15 protein-coding genes and 1 pseudogene are annotated in these 16,698 nt (G+C 72.2%); 14 read left to right on the top strand and 2 right to left on the bottom strand.

Annotation, left to right across the window (positions count from 1 at the left end):
- Window positions 1–3 precede the first annotated feature (3 nt).
- Complete coding sequence (locus ACH4VX_RS06495; protein WP_398366200.1) at window positions 4–660, bottom strand: helix-turn-helix domain-containing protein; 657 nt, start codon at window positions 658–660, stop codon at window positions 4–6.
- Window positions 661–883: 223 nt separating this feature from the next.
- Between ACH4VX_RS06495 and ACH4VX_RS06490 the strand changes: the two genes are divergently transcribed.
- The 12 genes from ACH4VX_RS06490 to ACH4VX_RS06435 all read left to right on the top strand — a co-directional run bounded on the left by ACH4VX_RS06490 (window position 884) and on the right by ACH4VX_RS06435 (window position 12,971).
- Window positions 884–1,543 (top strand): hypothetical protein, encoded by a 660-nt coding sequence (locus ACH4VX_RS06490; RefSeq protein ID WP_398366199.1) that lies wholly within the window; start codon window positions 884–886, stop codon window positions 1,541–1,543.
- A gap of 65 nt (window positions 1,544–1,608) precedes the next feature.
- Window positions 1,609–2,772, top strand: a complete 1,164-nt coding sequence (locus tag ACH4VX_RS06485; RefSeq protein ID WP_398366198.1) for an NAD(P)/FAD-dependent oxidoreductase — start codon at window positions 1,609–1,611, stop codon at window positions 2,770–2,772.
- On the top strand, window positions 2,769–3,068 hold the full coding sequence (locus tag ACH4VX_RS06480; protein ID WP_398366197.1) for a (2Fe-2S)-binding protein: 300 nt from the start codon (window positions 2,769–2,771) through the stop codon (window positions 3,066–3,068). The genes ACH4VX_RS06485 and ACH4VX_RS06480 overlap by 4 nt, the downstream gene beginning before the upstream one ends.
- Window positions 3,058–4,440 (top strand): FAD-dependent oxidoreductase, encoded by a 1,383-nt coding sequence (locus ACH4VX_RS06475; protein ID WP_398366196.1) that lies wholly within the window; start codon window positions 3,058–3,060, stop codon window positions 4,438–4,440. The genes ACH4VX_RS06480 and ACH4VX_RS06475 overlap by 11 nt, the downstream gene beginning before the upstream one ends.
- Entirely contained in the window at window positions 4,437–5,327 is an 891-nt protein-coding gene (locus ACH4VX_RS06470) for a dihydrodipicolinate synthase family protein (protein WP_398366195.1), read from the top strand. Before ACH4VX_RS06475 ends, ACH4VX_RS06470 begins: the two co-directional genes overlap by 4 nt.
- 12 nt (window positions 5,328–5,339) lie before the next feature.
- Window positions 5,340–6,341: a proline racemase family protein gene (locus tag ACH4VX_RS06465; protein WP_398366194.1), complete on the top strand. Its 1,002-nt coding sequence runs from the start codon at window positions 5,340–5,342 to the stop codon at window positions 6,339–6,341.
- Entirely contained in the window at window positions 6,338–6,997 is a 660-nt protein-coding gene (locus ACH4VX_RS06460) for a GntR family transcriptional regulator (protein WP_398366193.1), read from the top strand. Before ACH4VX_RS06465 ends, ACH4VX_RS06460 begins: the two co-directional genes overlap by 4 nt.
- A 57-nt stretch (window positions 6,998–7,054) precedes the next feature.
- Window positions 7,055–8,053, top strand: coding sequence for a LacI family DNA-binding transcriptional regulator (locus tag ACH4VX_RS06455; RefSeq protein WP_398366192.1), 999 nt, complete (start codon window positions 7,055–7,057; stop codon window positions 8,051–8,053).
- Between the two features lie 136 nt (window positions 8,054–8,189).
- Window positions 8,190–9,533, top strand: a complete 1,344-nt coding sequence (locus ACH4VX_RS06450) for an ABC transporter substrate-binding protein (protein ID WP_398366191.1) — start codon at window positions 8,190–8,192, stop codon at window positions 9,531–9,533.
- Window positions 9,534–9,536: 3 nt separating this feature from the next.
- Window positions 9,537–10,490, top strand: a complete 954-nt coding sequence (locus ACH4VX_RS06445) for a carbohydrate ABC transporter permease (RefSeq protein WP_398366190.1) — start codon at window positions 9,537–9,539, stop codon at window positions 10,488–10,490.
- Window positions 10,487–11,347 (top strand): carbohydrate ABC transporter permease, encoded by an 861-nt coding sequence (locus ACH4VX_RS06440; protein WP_398366189.1) that lies wholly within the window; start codon window positions 10,487–10,489, stop codon window positions 11,345–11,347. Before ACH4VX_RS06445 ends, ACH4VX_RS06440 begins: the two co-directional genes overlap by 4 nt.
- 40 nt (window positions 11,348–11,387) lie before the next feature.
- The gene (locus tag ACH4VX_RS06435; RefSeq protein ID WP_398366188.1) at window positions 11,388–12,971 is read left to right on the top strand and encodes a glycoside hydrolase family 13 protein; all 1,584 of its coding nucleotides are present in this window, start codon (window positions 11,388–11,390) and stop codon (window positions 12,969–12,971) included.
- Window positions 12,972–12,999: 28 nt separating this feature from the next.
- Here the strand turns inward: ACH4VX_RS06435 and ACH4VX_RS06430 are convergent.
- Window positions 13,000–13,654 (bottom strand): annotated as a pseudogene (locus ACH4VX_RS06430) (ABC transporter ATP-binding protein); the annotation flags it as partial.
- 248 nt (window positions 13,655–13,902) lie between these two features.
- Here ACH4VX_RS06430 and lanKC point away from each other — a divergent pair.
- Both lanKC and ACH4VX_RS06420 read left to right on the top strand, forming a co-directional pair.
- Window positions 13,903–16,572 carry a class III lanthionine synthetase LanKC gene (gene lanKC, locus ACH4VX_RS06425; protein ID WP_398366187.1) on the top strand — a complete coding sequence of 890 codons (2,670 nt, stop codon included), beginning with the start codon at window positions 13,903–13,905 and terminating at the stop codon, window positions 16,570–16,572.
- Window positions 16,569–16,697 carry a SapB/AmfS family lanthipeptide gene (locus ACH4VX_RS06420; RefSeq protein ID WP_003972313.1) on the top strand — a complete coding sequence of 43 codons (129 nt, stop codon included), beginning with the start codon at window positions 16,569–16,571 and terminating at the stop codon, window positions 16,695–16,697. The genes lanKC and ACH4VX_RS06420 overlap by 4 nt, the downstream gene beginning before the upstream one ends.
- The last annotated feature ends 1 nt before the right edge of the window (window position 16,698 follow it).

The following is a 16,698-nucleotide window of genomic DNA, read 5'->3' as shown; positions in this document are numbered from 1 at the left end:
GGCTCAAGCCTTGGGCCGCTGGACGCTCTCCAGGAGCATGTCCAGCCACTCCGCGACCTTGTCGCGGTGCTGGTCGGTGGGGAGCTGGGCGGCCCGCCAGGCGATCCCGCGCACCCCGTGGTCCTGCAGCAGCCGGTCCAGCGGGTCGTCGGCCGGTGCCGCCGCCGCCCGCTCCCGGTCCGCGAGTTTCTGCAGCAGCTCCTGCTCGGTGTGCTGGAGCGCGCCCGCGAGCGCCTCGGGGTCCTCGGCGGTGAGGAAACCGGCGTGCACCCGGAAGAACCGCTGGATGGCGTCGCAGTGCTCCATGGTCGGACGCCGGTCGCCGTTGATCAGCGCGCCGGCCTGTTGCCGGGACATGCCCGCGCCGTCGGCGATCTCCTGCTGCGTGTACCTGCGGCCGTTCGGCTTCAGCCGGGTGCGGCGCAGCAGGTCCAGCCGCTGCACGAACCGCGCCTGCACATCGGGCGCGCCCGCGGACCGGCCGCTCAGCAGCGCCTTGACCACGGACTCCGGGACACCGGAGGCGGCGGACAGCCGGCCGACGTCGAAGACCTCGGTGTGCGCCACGCCGAGCCGGTCGGCGAGTGCGGTGACGCGGGTGACGACGGCCGGCAGCGCGGTCGTCGGCGTGGCGCCCGGACCCTCGAAGCCACCCGTCACCGAAAGATCTCCTACGTCTCTCACAGGCTTCTCACAAGCGATTGCCGTGAACTTCACGGAGACTAGCCGTTGCCTCGAACCCACATCCAGGTCTCGCCACAACTGTGGCCAATTTCGGCCGTCAACCGGCATGAAATGCCACGATAGTTGACACACCTCACGTGCGGGCAGCAGGATCGGGGCGCCGCGTCAGGGCCGCACAGGCAAGAGGGGTGACCTCCCGATGGCATATCAGGCAGGAGGGCAGCGGCCGGCACCGCGGCCCGTCCCCGGGACCCCCGAGGCCCAGGCCTATCTCCAGGACTACGCCGTACTCCTGGAGGCGTGCCCCTTCCCTTCCCTGGTGGTCGACCACCGCTGGGACGTGCTGCTCACCAACACCGCTTTCCGGACACTTTTCCAGGACGCCGAGCCGCACCCCACGGCCCTGCCCTCCGACAACTTCCTCCGGTTCGTCCTCTTCCACCCGGACGCGTCCATGGTGCTCGGTGACCACGAGTCGAGCTGGTGCCTGCCGATGCTGGCCCACTTCGCCGAGACCGTCGAGCGGTACGGCCACGACCACGGGCTGGGGGCCATCCGCCGCGACATCGCCCAGGACCCCATCATGGAGGCCGCCTACCGGCACGGGCTGCCGCACTGGCTGCGGGCCGTCGGCGAGCAGGCCGCCGAACACGACGGCGCCGTACGGCCGCTGCTCCACCCCGACCCGCGCTGGGGCGCCACGGAATGCCGGATCGTCGCGGAGACGACCCCCACCCTCCAGGACATGGACTGCACCCGGCTGACGCTGGTCCTGCGCGAGGCGCGCCGCACCCCCTCCGGGGACCGCGGGTCCCGCCGCGGCGCCTCCCACCTGAGAGTGGTGCGCTCCGCCGACTGAGGCGGCCCTTCGCCGACGACGTCCGCCCTCTTCCCCGCAGTAGTGCTGTGTGACATATTACTGACGTGAGCGAGCCGCTGACCTGCGATGTCGTGGTGGTGGGCGCCGGGATGACGGGCGCGGCCTGCGCCCTGTACGCGGCCCGGGCGGGCCTCGCCGTGACCGTGGTGGACCGGGGTCCCGTGGCCGGCGGCACGACCGGCGCGGGCGAGGGAAACCTCCTCGTCTCCGACAAGGCGCCCGGTCCCGAACTCGAACTGGCCCTGCTGTCCAACCGGTTGTGGGCGCAGGTGGCACAGGAACTGGGCAGACCGGTCGAGTACGAGGCCAAGGGCGGACTCGTCGTCGCCGGGACCCCCGAAACGCTCGACGGGCTGCGGAGGTTCGCGGACACCCAGCGGGCCGCCGGGGTGACGGCCGACCCCGTCCCCGCCGACCGGCTCCACGACCTGGAACCGCGCCTGGCGCCCGGCCTCGCGGGCGGTGTGCACTATCCGCAGGACGCCCAGGTGATGCCCGCCCTCGCCGCCGCCCACCTCCTGCGTGCCTCCGGGGCCCGGCTGCTCACCGGCCGCGAGGTGACCCGGGTTTTGCGCACCGCCGACGGCGCGGTGCGCGGGGTGCGCACGGACCGCGGCGACCTGCACGCCCCCGCCGTCGTCAACGCGGCCGGCACCTGGGGCGGCGAACTGGCCGCCCGCGCCGGGGTGTTCCTGCCCGTCCTGCCCCGACGCGGTTTCGTCCTGGTCACCGAGCCACTGCCGCCCCGTATCCGGCACAAGGTGTACGCCGCCGACTACGTCGCCGACGTCGCCAGCGACTCGGCGGCGCTCCAGACCTCACCGGTGGTGGAGGGAACGGCCGCCGGACCGGTGCTCATCGGCGCCAGCCGGGAACGGGTCGGCTTCGACCGGTCCCTGTCCCTCCCGGCGGTGCGGGCCCTGGCGGCGGGAGCGACACGCCTGTTCCCCTTCCTGTCCGGCGTCCGGGCCCTGCGCACGTACGCCGGCTTCCGGCCGTACCTGCCCGACCACCTCCCCGCGATCGGCCCCGACCCCCGGGCGCCCGGACTGTTCCACGCGTGCGGCCACGAGGGCGCGGGCATCGGGCTGGCCACCGGCACCGGTCTGCTGATCGCCCGAGCCCTGACCGGAGGGACACCGGAACCGGACCTCACCCCGTTCCGGCCCGACCGCTTCCCCCGTACGACGAAGGAGGCCGAGCAGTGAATCCGCTGGAGCTCGCCGGGGCGGGGCCCGGACCCGCCTTCGAGGTCACCTTCGACGGACGGCGGATCGAGGCGCTGCCCGGCCGGACGGTCGCCGCCGTGCTGTGGGCCGCCGGCGTCACCTCGTGGCGCACCACCCGGGGCGGCGGACGCCCCCGCGGGGTGTTCTGCGGGATCGGGGTGTGCTTCGACTGCCTGGTCACCGTGAACGACCGTCCCAACCAACGGGCCTGTCTGGTCCCGGCCCGGCCGGGCGACGTGATCCGCAGCCAGGAGGGGACGGGCCATGCGGACTGACCTCGCGGTGATCGGCGCGGGACCGGCGGGACTCGCCGCGGCCCTCGCGGCGGACCGGCGCGGTCTGCGGGTCGCCCTGGTCGACGCGGCTCCGGAACCGGGCGGGCAGTTCTACCGGCAGCCCGCCGCCGGACTCCGCGCGGAACACCCCCAGGTCCTGCACCACCAGTGGCGCACCTGGACCCGGCTGCGGGACCGGCTCGCCACGAGCTCCGTGCGCATGCTGGGCGAGCACCATGTGTGGTGCGTGGAACGGACACCCGACGGACCGGCCGTGCACGCGCTGCTCGGACCGGATCAGCGGGAGCCGGCCGAGGTGCGCGCCGGCGCCGTACTGCTGGCCACCGGCGGATACGAGACCGTGCTGCCCTTCCCCGGCTGGACTCTTCCCGGAGTCGTCACCGCGGGCGGCGCCCAGGCCATGCTCAAGGGCGGGCTCGTCGTACCGGGCAGGACCGCCGTCGTGGCCGGGACCGGGCCGCTGCTGCTGCCGGTGGCGACCGGGCTCGCGGCGGCGGGCGCGCGGGTCGCCGCGCTGGTGGAGTCCGCGGACCCGGGCCGCCTGCTGCGGCACGCCGGAGCGCTGGCCGGCAAACTGCCCGAGGGCGCCGGGTACGCGGCCCGGCTGCTGCGCCACCGCGTGCCGTTCCTCGCCCGTCACACCGTCGTCCGCGCCCACGGCGGGGGAGGCCGGCTGACCGGTGTCACCGTCGCCGCCCTCGACGCGCACGGCCGTGTCCGGCCCGGCACCGAACGCCGCCTGCCCTGCGACACCCTCGCGGTGAGCCACGGCATGCTCCCGCACACCGACCTCGCCGAGAGCCTCGGCTGCCGCCTCGACGGACTCGCGGTGGCGGTCGACGCGGAACAGCGCACCGACGTACCCGGTGTGTGGGCGGCGGGCGAGGCCACCGGCATCGGCGGAGCCGCTCTCGCGCTCGCCGAAGGGCACATCGCGGGCCGCTCGGTCGCCGCCCGGTCGCGGGGCGCCGTACCCGACCCCGGTGAGTGGGCCCCGGCCGCCAGGGCACGCGCCCGGATGCGCGGGTACGCGGCCGCCCTCGACACCGTGTACGCCCCGCCCGCCCGCTGGACCGACCGGGTCACCGACGACACCCTGGTCTGCCGCTGCGAGGAGGTCACGGCGGGCACGGTCCGCGAGGCCCTCGCTCTCGGTGCCGGGGACGCCCGTACGGTCAAGCTGCTCACCCGGGCCGGCATGGGCTGGTGCCAGGGCCGGATGTGCGAACCGGCGGTCGCCGGGCTCGCCGGATGCGAACCCACCGCGTCCCGGCGGCCGTTCGCGCGGCCGGTGCCGCTGGGCGTACTCGCCGAACAGCACGAACAGCACACCGAGAGAGGACCCTCATGACCGACCACCGTCCCTGGCGCGGCGTCCTCGTCGCCACCGCGCTCCCGCTGAACGACGACCTCTCCGTGAACCACGACCGTTATGCCGAGCACTGCGCCTGGCTCGTGGACAACGGCTGTGACGGCGTCGTACCGAACGGATCCCTCGGCGAGTACCAGGTCCTCACCCCCGAGGAGCGCGCCCGGGTCGTCGAGACGGCCGTCGCCGCGATCGGCGGGGAGCGCGTCATGCCGGGTGTCGCCGCCTACGGGTCCGCCGAGGCCCGCCGCTGGACCGAGCAGGCGGCCGAGGCCGGCTGCCGGGCCGTGATGCTGCTGCCGCCCAACGCCTACCGCGCCGACGAGCGTGCCGTTCTCGCCCACTACGCCGAGGTCGCCGCGGCCGGACTCCCGGTCGTCGCCTACAACAACCCCATCGACACCAAGGTCGACCTGGTGCCGGAACTGCTCGCCCGGCTGCACGGCGAGGGGTACGTCCAGGCCGTGAAGGAGTTCTCCGGGGACGTCCGCCGCGCCTACCGGATCGCCGAACTCGCCCCCGAACTGGACCTGTTGATCGGCGCGGACGACGTCCTGCTGGAACTCGCCGTCGCCGGCGCCAAGGGCTGGGTGGCCGGCTACCCGAACGCGCTGCCCCGGTCCTGCGCGGAGCTGTACCGCGCCGCCACCCGCGGCGACCTCGACACCGCGCTGCCGCTGTACCGGCAACTGCATCCCCTCCTGCGCTGGGACTCACGGGTGGAGTTCGTCCAGGCGATCAAGCTGTCCATGGACCTCGTCGGGCGGCACGGCGGCCGCTGCCGCCCGCCCCGCGTCCCGCTGGAGCCCGGTCAGGAGGCGGCCGTCCGCGCGGCCACCGAGAAGGCCGTCTCGGCCGGACTCGCGTAGGGAGGGCCGGACATGCGCAGCAAGCTCGTCCTGCACGCCGTCGACTCGCACACCGAGGGCATGCCGACCCGCGTGATCACCGGCGGCATCGGCACCGTCCCCGGTGCGACGATGAACGAACGACGGCTGTACTTCCGTGAACACCGCGATGACATCAAGCAGTTGTTGATGAACGAGCCGCGCGGGCACTCCGCGATGAGCGGCGCGATCCTCCAGCCGTCGACCAGGCCCGACTGTGACTGGGGTGTCGTCTACATCGAGGTCTCCGGCTACCTCCCGATGTGCGGGCACGGCACGATCGGCGTCGCGACGGTGCTCGTCGAGACCGGGATGGTCGAGGTCGTCGAACCGGTCACCACCGTCCGCCTGGACACCCCCGCCGGGGTCGTCGTCGCCGAGGTGGCGGTCGAGGACGGTGCCGCCACGGCCGTGACCCTGCGCAACGTGCCGTCCTTCGCCGTCGCCCTCGACCGGAAGGCGACCCTGCCCGACGGGCGGACGGTGACCTACGACCTCGCCTTCGGCGGCAACTTCTACGCCATCCTGCCGCTGGACCGGCTCGGGCTGCCCTACGACCGGTCCCGCAAGGACGACATCCTCACGGCCGGCCTGTCCCTGATGGAGGCGATCAACACCGAGGGCGAACCGGTCCACCCCGAGGACCCGTCCATCCACGGCTGTCACCATGTCCAGGTGACCGCTCCCGACGCCACCGCCCGCCACTCCCGGCACGCCATGGTGATCCACCCCGGCTGGTTCGACCGCTCGCCCTGCGGCACCGGCACCAGCGCCCGCATGGCCCAGCTCCACGCGCGCGGCGAACTCCCGCTGCACACCGAGTTCGTGAACGAGTCCTTCATCGGCACCCGGTTCACCGGCCGGCTGCTCGGCACCACCGAGGTGGCCGGCCGTCCGGCGGTGCTGCCCAGCTTCACCGGCCGGGCCTGGATCACGGGCACCGCCCAGTACCTGCTGGACCCGAGGGACCCGTTCCCGGCGGGGTTCGTGCTGTGAACACCGCCCTCTTCGACCTGGGTGGCCGCAGGCCCAGCTACCGCGAGCGGGTCGCGGACGCGCTGCGGGCCGCGCTGATCGCCGGGGAACTGCGCCCCGGCGAGGTGTACTCGGCCCCCGGGCTCGCCGCCCGCTTCGGGGTCTCCGCCACCCCCGTGCGCGAGGCCATGCTCGACCTCGCCAAGGAAGGGCTGGTCGACACCGTGCCCAACAAGGGCTTCCGGGTCACCGCCGTCTCCGACCGGCAGCTCGACGAGTACACCCACATCCGCTCCCTGATCGAGATCCCGACGACGGCCGGACTGGCCGCCACCGCGGACCCGGTGGCGCTTCAGGCGCTGCGCCCGGTCGCCGCGGAGATCGTCACCGCCGCCGCGGCCGGTGACCTCATCGCGTACGTCGAGGCCGACCAGCGCTTCCACCTGGGGCTGCTGGCGCTCGCCGGTAACGGCCACCTGGTCGAGGTGGTCCGGGACCTGCGACAGCGCGCACGGCTGTACGGGCTGACCGCGCTGGTGGAGCAGGGGCGGCTGGAGGCGTCGGCCGAGGAGCACCTGGAGCTGCTCGACGCGCTGCTCGCCCGGGACACGGAGGCCGTACGGGCCGTGATGACCCGCCACCTCGGACATGTCCGAGGGCTCTGGGCGGCGCCTTGACAACGAATTTGCGCAGGAACGCAAGCGGCTTGCATTTCTTGCGTTATCCTTGCGTTCATGACACGACGACTTGCTGTGGTGGCGAAGAAGGTCGGGGTCAGCGAGGCCACGGTCAGCCGGGTGCTCAACGGCAAGCCGGGAGTCTCCGAGGCCACCCGGCAGGCGGTGCTCTCCGCCCTGGACGTGCTCGGCTACGAGCGGCCCACCCAGCTGCGCGGTGAGCGCGCCCGGCTGGTCGGCCTGGTCCTGCCCGAGCTGCAGAACCCGATCTTCCCGGCCTTCGCGGAGGTCATCGGCGGCGCGCTGGCCCAGCTCGGTCTCACGCCGGTGCTGTGCACCCAGACGCGGGGCGGTGTCTCCGAGGCGGACTACGTGGACCTGCTGCTCCAGCAGCAGGTGTCCGGCGTGGTGTTCGCCGGCGGCCTGTACGCCCAGGCCGACGCGCCCCACGACCACTACCGGCGGCTCGCCGAGCGGAACATTCCGGTCGTCCTCGTCAACGCGGCCATAGAGCACCTCGGCTTCCCCGCCGTGTCGTGCGACGACGCCGTGGCCGTGGAGCAGGCGTGGCGGCATCTGGCCTCGCTCGGGCACGAGCGCATCGGGCTGGTGCTCGGCCCCGGCGACCACATGCCCTCGGCGCGCAAACTGGCCGCCGCCCGCGTGGTCGCCGGGGACGTGCCGGAAGAGCATGTCGCCCGTGCCATGTTCTCCATCGAGGGCGGTCATGCCGCCGCCTCCCGGCTCATCGAGAGGGGCGTCACCGGCTTCATCTGCGCCAGCGACCCCCTCGCCCTCGGCGTCGTACGGGCCGCCCGTCGCAAGGGACTCGACGTTCCGGGGCGGATATCCGTCGTGGGATACGACGACTCGGCGCTGATGAACTGCACCGAGCCTCCGCTCACCACCGTCCGACAGCCCATCGAAGCCATGGGCAAGGCGGTGGTGGAGTTGCTGAACGCGCAGATCAACGGCAGTGCGGTGGCCCCCGAGGAACTGCTGTTCGAACCCGAGCTGGTGGTACGGGGGTCGACCGCGCAGGCGCCCCGTTCCTGAGATCCACTCTACTGTCGAATAATTTCAAATTCTACGCGACATCTTGCGGACCGATGTCGTCGGTGCTTGAGTGTGCCCCGCCCACCGCTCCTGTTCCGAGGGGTTCACTCGCTCCTGTCCCTTAAGGGGTCCACCGATGAGAAACACCGGGATCCGCCGTACCCTCGTCGCGCTAGGCGTCGGCGCGCTCGCGCTCACCGCCTGCGGCTCGGACGGCGACGAAGCCGCCGGCGGCAAGACCCGCATCACCGTCAACTGCATGCCGCCCAAGAGCGCCAAGGTCGACCGGCAGTTCTTCGAGGAGGACATCGCCGCCTTCGAGAAGAAGAACCCGGACATCGACGTCGTCCCGCACGACGCGTTCCCCTGCCAGGACCCGAAGACGTTCGACGCCAAACTCGCCGGCGGACAGATGGAGGACGTCTTCTACACGTACTTCACCGACGCCAGGCACGTCGTCGACATCAACCAGGCCGCCGATCTCACCCCGTACGTCAAGGAGTTGAAGAGTTACGGCACCATCCAGCAGCAGCTGCGGGACATCTACACCGCCGACGGCAAGGTCTACGGCATCCCGCGCACCGGCTACTCGATGGGGCTGATCTACAACCGGGAACTCTTCGAGAAGGCCGGCCTCGACCCGGACCGGCCGCCCACCACCTGGGCCGGGGTCCGTGACGCCGCCGAGAAGATCACCGCACTCGGCGACGGCACCGTCGGCTACGCCGACTACAGCGCCCAGAACCAGGGCGGCTGGCACTTCACCGCAGAGCTCTACTCGCAGGGCGGCGAGGTGGTGAGCGCCGACGGCGAGAAGGCCACCGTCGACACCCCCGAGGGCCGCGCCGTGCTCCAGAACCTGCACGACATGCGGTGGAAGGACGAGTCGATGGGCAGCAGGCAACTGCTCGTCATCAACGACGCCCAGCAGATGATGGGCGCCGGCAAGCTCGGCATGTACCTCGCCGCCCCCGACAACATCCCGATCCTCGTCAAGGAGAAGGGCGCCGAGTACGAGAACATCGCCCTCGCCCCCATGCCCGGCGGCGAGGGCACCCTCATCGGCGGCGACGGCTACATGTTCAACAAGGAGGCCTCACCCGAGCAGATCCGCGCCGGCCTGAAGTGGCTCGACCACATGTTCCTCACCCCCGGTGACGGCTTCCTCGGCGACTACGCCCGCGCCAAGAAGAACGACGCCCCGGTCGGCCTGCCCGAGCCCCGCCTGTTCACCGGCGCCGCCGACGACAAGGACCAGCAGGTCAAGCAGGCCAACGCCAACGTCCCGGTGGAGAACTACCAGTCCTTCCTCGACGGCAACCAGCAGCTGGAGATGAAGATCGAGCCGCCGCACGCCCAGCAGCTCTACTCCGTCCTCGACGGTGTGGTCTCCGCCGTCCTCACCAAGGAGGACGCGGACATCGACCGGCTCCTGAAGGACGCCTCCGGCAAGATCGACGGCATCCTGGCCCGGAGCTGACCGGTGACGAAGACGGTTGAACGGCCGGCCGCGGCCGTGCGGGTCCGGCCGGTGAAGGCGCCGTCCCCGGCAGGGGACCGGAGACGGCGCCGCCTCACCGACCAGCTGCGCGCCTACGGCTTCCTCCTCGGCGGACTCGTCTGCTTCGCCCTGTTCTCCTGGTACCCGGCGATCCGCGCCGTCGTGATCGCCTTCCAGAAGTACACGCCGGGCTCCGACCCCGAATGGGTCGGCACCGCCAACTTCACCCGGGTCCTGAACGACCCCGAGTTCGGCGCCGCCTGGCGCAACACGCTCACCTTCACTCTCCTCGCCCTGCTGATCGGCTTCGCGATCCCCTTCGTGCTGGCCCTCGTCCTGAACGAACTCCGGCACGCCAAGGCCTTCTTCCGGGTCGTCGTCTACCTCCCGGTGATGATCCCGCCGGTGGTCAGCGCCCTGCTGTGGAAGTGGTTCTACGACCCGGGCGCCGGCCTCGCCAACGAGGCGCTGCGCTTCCTCCACCTGCCCACCTCGAACTGGTCCAACGGCGCCGACACCGCGCTGGTCTCCCTGGTCGTCGTCGCCACCTGGGCCAACATGGGCGGCACCGTCCTCATCTACCTCGCCGCCCTGCAGTCCATCCCCGGCGAGCTGTACGAGGCCGCCGAACTGGACGGCGCGAACCTGCTCCAGCGCATCCGCCATGTGACGGTCCCGCAGACCAGGTTCGTCATCCTCATGCTGATGCTGCTGCAGATCATCGCCACCATGCAGGTGTTCACCGAACCCTTCGTGATCACCGGCGGCGGCCCCGAGAACGCGACCGTGACCGTCCTCTACCTCATCTACAAGTACGCCTTCCTCTACAACGACTTCGGCGGCGCCTGCGCGCTGAGCGTGATGCTCCTCGCCCTGCTCGGCCTGTTCTCCGCCGGCTACCTCCGTCTCACCCGCTCCGGAGAGGAGGCCGCATGAGCACCCGCACCCTGGTGTCCCCGGCCGTCCTGGCCCGCCCGCGCGGCAGGGCCGTCTACTGGACCGTGTTCACCGGCGTCGTCGTGCTGTTCGCGCTCGCCTTCCTCTTCCCCGTCTACTGGATGGCGAGCGGCGCGATGAAGTCACCGGACGAGGTGGCCCGCACCCCGCCCACCCTCGTCCCGGAGAGCTGGAGCACCAGCGGCTACACCGACGCCTGGGAATTGATGGAGCTGCCCACCCACCTGTGGAACACGGTGGTGCAGGCGGCCGGCGCCTGGATCTTCCAGCTGGTGTTCTGCACGGCCGCCGCCTACGCCCTGTCCAAGCTGCGGCCCGCCTTCGGCAAGCTGGTCCTCGGCGGCATCCTCGCCACGCTGATGGTCCCGGCGCAGGCCCTGGTCGTACCGAAGTACCTGACCGTGGCGGACCTCGGACTCCTCAACGACCCGCTCGCCATCTGGCTGCCGGCCGTCGCCAACGCCTTCAACCTCTACCTGCTCAAGCGGTTCTTCGACCAACTGCCCCGGGACGTGCTGGAGGCCGCCGAGATGGACGGCGCGGGGAAGCTGCGCACCCTGTGGTCGATCGTGCTGCCCATGTCGCGCCCGGTCCTCGGAGTGGTGTCGATCTTCGCGCTGGTCGCCGTCTGGCAGGACTTCCTGTGGCCGCTGATGGTCTTCTCCGACACGGACAAACAGCCGATCAGCGTGGCCCTCGTGCAGTTGTCGCAGAACATCCAGCTGACCGTACTCATCGCCGCGATGGTGATCGCCAGCATTCCCATGGTCGCGTTGTTCCTCGTCTTCCAGCGGCACATCATCGCCGGAATCAGCGCGGGCAGCACCAAGGGCTGACACCGGACCCCTCCGTTCACAGAAGAGAAAGGCACGCACCGTGGGACAGCCCACCCCTGCCCTGAACGACGACTGGTGGCGCTCCGCCGTCATCTACCAGGTGTACGTCCGCAGCTTCGCCGACGGCGACGGCGACGGCACCGGCGACCTCGCGGGCGTCCGCGCCAGGCTGCCGTACCTGGCCGAACTCGGCGTGGACGCCCTGTGGTTCAACCCCTGGTACCTGTCCCCGATGAAGGACGGCGGCTACGACGTCGCCGACTACCGGGTGATCGACCCGGCCTTCGGCACCCTCGCCGAGGCGGAGAAACTCATCGCCGAGGCACGGGAACTGGGCATCCGCACGATCGTCGACATCGTGCCCAACCATGTCTCCGACCAGCACCCCTGGTTCCGGGCGGCGCTCGCCGGCGGCTCCGAACGGGAGCTGTTCCACTTCCGCCCGGGGCGCGGTGACCACGGTGAACTCCCGCCGAACGACTGGCAGTCGGAGTTCGGCGGCCCCGCCTGGACCCGGCTGCCCGACGGCGACTGGTACCTCCACCTGTTCGCGCCCGAGCAGCCCGACCTCAACTGGGCGCACCCCGCCGTCCGTCAGGAGCACGAGGACATCCTGCGCTTCTGGTTCGAGCGGGGCGTGGCCGGCGTCCGCATCGACTCCGCCGCACTGCCGGCGAAGGACCCCCGGCTGCCGGACCTCACCGAGGGCCGCGACCCGCACCCCTACGTCGACCGCGACGAACTCCACGACGTCTACCGCGCCTGGCGGGCCGTCGCCGACGAGTACGGGGCCGTCTTCGTCGGCGAGGTCTGGCTGCCCGACACCGAACGCTTCGCCCGCTACCTCCGCCCCGACGAGCTGCACACCGCGTTCAACTTCTCCTTCATGACCTGCGCCTGGGACGCGGCACGGCTGCGCACCTCCATCGAGGACACCCTCGCCGAACACGCGCCGATCGGCGCCCCCGCCACCTGGGTGCTGTGCAACCACGACGTCACCCGCACGGTCACCCGCTACGGCCGCGCCGACACCGGCTTCGACTTCGCCACCAAGGCCTTCGGCACCCCGACCGACCTCGCCCTCGGCACCCGCCGGGCCCGCGCCGCAGCCCTGCTCTCCCTGGCCCTGCCCGGCGCGGTCTACGTCTACCAGGGCGAGGAACTGGGCCTGCCCGAGGCCGACATCCCGCTCGACCGCATCGAGGACCCCATGCACGCCCGCTCCGGGGGCACCGACCCCGGCCGCGACGGGTGCAGGGTGCCGCTGCCGTGGACGGCCGACGCGCCGCACGCCGGGTTCGGCGGCGAACCGTGGCTGCCGCAGCCCGCCGGCTGGGCATCGTACGCGGCCGACCGGCAGGCACGGGATCCCGGCTCGATGCTCGCCCTCTACCGCGAGGCGATCCGTCTGCGCCCGGTCTTCGGCGACGGCCCGCTCACCTGGCTGTCCACCGCCGACGGCGTGCTCGCCTTCACCCGCGCGGACGGCGGCACCCTCTGCGTGGTGAACCTCGCGGACACGCCCGCCACCCTCCCGGCCCACACCGCGCCGCTCCTCGCCAGCGGCCCCCTGGACCCCGACGGACGACTGCCGAAGGACACCGCGGTCTGGCTGCGCGCCTGAGGACCGCCCCGGGACCGTACCGCGTTGTTCAGTGAAGCGGGGGCGTGTCCGTCTTGGCCGTCGTGGCTCCGCGCTTCGCCGCCTGGATCTGCTCGTACACATGGGTCCGCAGTTCGGCGAAGCGCGGTGCCACGCGGGTGCCCAACTGGTCCCGTTCGGCGGGCAGGTCGACCTTCAGCTGCTCCCGTACGACGGTGGGGGAGGCCGACAGCACCACCACTCGCTCGCCCAAGTACACCGCCTCGTCGATGTCATGGGTGACGAACAGGACCGTGATCCCGCCACAACCGCCGTACCAGGTCCTCCAGATCGGCGCGGGTCTGCGCGTCCACCGCCGCGAACGGCTCGTCCATCAGCAGCACCTCGGGCTCGTACGCCAGCGCCCGCGCGATCGCCGCCCGCTGCTGCATACCGCCGGAGAGCTGCCACGGGTACGCCCCGGCCGCGTCCGCGAGGCCCACCGAGGCGAGGGCGTCCGCGACCAGCTCGCGGCGCCGCGCCTTGCCCAGGTCCTTCTGCTTCGGCGGGAGTTCGACGTTCTGGCCGACCCGCATCCACGGGAACAGGCTGCGCCCGTACTCCTGGAACACGAACGCCATGCCGGGCGGCGGACCGTCCACCTTCCGCCCGGCCAGGAACACCTCACCGGCCGTCGGTTCGAGCAGCCCGCCCACGCACTTCACGTACCACTGGTTCCTGGCGAAGGCGGTGATGTGCGGCATCGTCGCGGCTCCCGTCATCCCTCGACGTCGTGTCGCTCGCACCATGACGACGCCGACCCCGCCCCGGCAAGGGGACTTCCGCCGTACGGAACCTCCCGCGAAGTTACCCGTGCGTTCCGCACGCCGGAGTGATGACAGCGGTGACTGTGCGGGACGGTGCGCCCCGTGACAGCGTCATGCCCGTCAGCAATCGGTGGGAGGGAGACGGCGTGAACAAGGGCTATGCCGTGTACTGCGACGCGGACCCGTACTTCTACGACGCTCCGCACCGCACCGTCTCCCCGGCCGGCACCGGGCGCTCCCGGTACGCCGCGGCCTCGTGGCCCGTCCCGCAGGGATGGCAGCGCAACGAGAGCGGGGACTGGCTCGCCCTGCGTCCGGCCGACGCCGAACTGCCCGACCAGGGGTGGAAGATCCACGTCTCGGCCTGTCTCGACAACGCCGAGTCCGTGCTCGAGCGGGTGTGGCGGCACTGCGTCGCCGGCGGCACGGCCTTCAAGTTCGTCCCCAGCCGCTATCTGCTGCACCAGCGCAACGCCAAGTACGCGGACCGGGCGGGCAGCGGCAAGTTCATCACCGTGTACCCGGCGGACGAGGAGCGGTTCGAACGGCTCGCCGGCGAGCTGTCGGAGCTGCTGGCGGGCGAGCCCGGACCGTACATCCTGAGCGATCTGCGGCTGGGCGAAGGACCCGTGCACGTCCGGTACGGCGGCTTCACCCGGCGCAACTGCTACGACGCGCAAGGGGAGCTGCGGCCGGCCGTGACCGGTCCCGACGGCGTGCTGGTGCCCGACCTGCGCGGCCCCGTCTTCCGCATACCGGACTGGGTGGAGCCGCCCGCCTTCCTGCGCCCGCACCTGGCGGCCCGGGACGCGCTGACCGTGGGCGGCCTGCCCTACTCCGTCGAGTCGGCGCTGCACTTCTCCAACGGTGGCGGTGTCTACCTCGCCCGCGACTCCCGCACCGGGGAGCGGGTGGTCCTGAAGGAGGCCCGTCCGCACGCCGGTCTGGCGGCCGACGGCGCGGACGCCGTGACCCGGCTGCACCGCGAACGCCGGGCGCTGGAGCGGCTGTCCGGCCTCGACTGCACACCCGAGGTGCTCGATCACCTGACGGTGGGGGAGCACCACTTCCTGGTGCTGGAGCACATCGACGGCAAGCCGCTCAACACGTTCTTCGCCCGCCGTCACCCGCTCATCGAGGCCGACCCCGGTGAGGAGCGGCTGGCCGAGTACACGGCCTGGGCCCTCGACGTCCACGCGCGGGTGGAACGCGCCGTCGAGGCCGTCCACGCCCGGGGCGTGGTCTTCAACGACCTGCACCTGTTCAACATCATGATCCGTGAGGACGACAGCGTCGCCCTGCTGGACTTCGAGGCGGCCCACCGGGTCGGCGAAGCCGGCCGGCAGACCGTCGCCAACCCGGGGTTCGTGGCGCCGTCCGACCGGCGGGGCGTCGCGGTGGACCGGTACGCGCTGGCCTGTCTGCGGCTCGCGCTGTTCCTCCCGCTCACCAGCCTGCTGGCGCTGGACCGGCGCAAGGCGGCCCATCTCGCCGATGTGGTGGCGGAGCGGTTCCCGGTGGACCGGGCCTTCCTGGACGCGGCGGTCGACGAGATCACGGGCGGTGCCCCCGCCGGCGCCCCGGCGGCGCGACGGGCGGACGGGCCGGTGGTGCCGGTCCGCCCCGACGACTGGCCCCGCAGCCGGGACTCGATGGCCGAGGCCATCCGCGCGTCGGCGACACCGTCCCGTACCGACCGTCTCTTCCCCGGCGACATCGCGCAGTTCGCCACCGCCGGCGGCGGACTGGCCTTCGGTCACGGCGCGGCGGGAGTGCTGTACGCCCTGGCCGAGAGCGGGGCGGGAAGGGACGAGGACGGGGAGCAGTGGCTGCTGGAGCGGACCAAGCAACCGCCGTCGGGCATGCCGCCCGGCTTCCACGACGGGCTCGCCGGCCTCGCCTGGACGCTGGAGTACCTCGGTCACCGCGATCGCGCCCTCGACCTCGCCGAGCTGCTCCTCGACCAGCCCATCGACCACCTGGCCCCGGACCTGCACAGCGGTACCGCCGGAGTGGGCCTGGCCCTGGACTCGCTGGCCGCGGCCACCGGGGAGACCGCTCTGCGCGCGGCGGCCCGGCGCTGCGCCGAGCTGACCGCCCGGGGCGGGCCGGCCGGGAACGGGAGCACCGGCGACGGGAGCACCGGCCGGGCGCGCGCGGGACTGCTGTACGGCGCGGCGGGACGCGCCCTGCTCTTCCTGCGGCTGTACGAACGCGACCGGGACCCCGCCCTGCTCGACCTCGCGCGGGACGCGCTGCGCCAGGACCTCGCCCGCTGCGTCCGCGGCGCGGGCGGCGCGCTGCAGGTCGACGAGGGCTGGCGCACCATGCCCTACCTGGGCGCGGGCAGCGTGGGCATCGGCATGGTGCTCGACGACTACCTGGCGCACCGGGAGGACGAGGAGTTCGAGCGGGCGAGAGGCGAGATCGTGGCCGCGGCGCAGGCCATGTTCTACGCCCAGCCGGGCCTGTACCGGGGTGTGTCCGGGATGGTGCTGTACCTCGCCCGCACGACGGCCGAGGTACCCGGCACCGGTCCGGAGGCCGTCCGGCGTCAACTCGACGCGCTGTCCTGGCACGCCATGGCCTACCGCGGCCGGCTCGCCTTCCCCGGTGAGCAGATGATGCGCCTGTCCATGGACCTCTCCACCGGCACGGCCGGATGCCTGCTGGCCGTCGCCTCCGCACACGGTGCCCCGGCCGCCGGGCTGCCGTTCCTTCCGCCGCCGCGCACCCAGGGGCGGCCCCATGACTCGGCCCCTCCCGGGGTCGTGATGCAAGAGAACCCGTTGTCCCACGAAGGGAAGATGTCATGAACCTGTTCGACCTGCAGTCGATGGAGACCCCCAAGGAAGAGGCCATGGGGGACGTCGAGACCGGAAGCCGTGCGAGCCTGCTGCTCTGCGGCGACAGCAGCCTGAGCATCACCACCTGTAACTGAC

This window comes from Streptomyces sp. NPDC020731 (genome assembly GCF_044334705.1).
Lineage (GTDB): Bacteria > Actinomycetota > Actinomycetes > Streptomycetales > Streptomycetaceae > Streptomyces.
Note: the sequence above shows the minus strand (reverse complement) of the source record. Positions and strands in the feature narration are given on the sequence as shown.

What these genes read in the sequence shown, in the direction of transcription:
- ACH4VX_RS06490 (WP_398366199.1), top strand. Translation starts at nt 884, where the DNA reads ATGGCATATCAGGCAGGAGGGCAGCGGCCGGCACCGCGGCCCGTCCCC.
- ACH4VX_RS06475 (WP_398366196.1), top strand. Translation starts at nt 3,058, where the DNA reads ATGCGGACTGACCTCGCGGTGATCGGCGCGGGACCGGCGGGACTCGCC.
- ACH4VX_RS06470 (WP_398366195.1), top strand. Translation starts at nt 4,437, where the DNA reads ATGACCGACCACCGTCCCTGGCGCGGCGTCCTCGTCGCCACCGCGCTC.
- ACH4VX_RS06465 (WP_398366194.1), top strand. Translation starts at nt 5,340, where the DNA reads ATGCGCAGCAAGCTCGTCCTGCACGCCGTCGACTCGCACACCGAGGGC.
- ACH4VX_RS06455 (WP_398366192.1), top strand. Translation starts at nt 7,055, where the DNA reads ATGACACGACGACTTGCTGTGGTGGCGAAGAAGGTCGGGGTCAGCGAG.
- ACH4VX_RS06450 (WP_398366191.1), top strand. Translation starts at nt 8,190, where the DNA reads ATGAGAAACACCGGGATCCGCCGTACCCTCGTCGCGCTAGGCGTCGGC.
- ACH4VX_RS06440 (WP_398366189.1), top strand. Translation starts at nt 10,487, where the DNA reads ATGAGCACCCGCACCCTGGTGTCCCCGGCCGTCCTGGCCCGCCCGCGC.
- ACH4VX_RS06420 (WP_003972313.1), top strand. Translation starts at nt 16,569, where the DNA reads ATGAACCTGTTCGACCTGCAGTCGATGGAGACCCCCAAGGAAGAGGCC.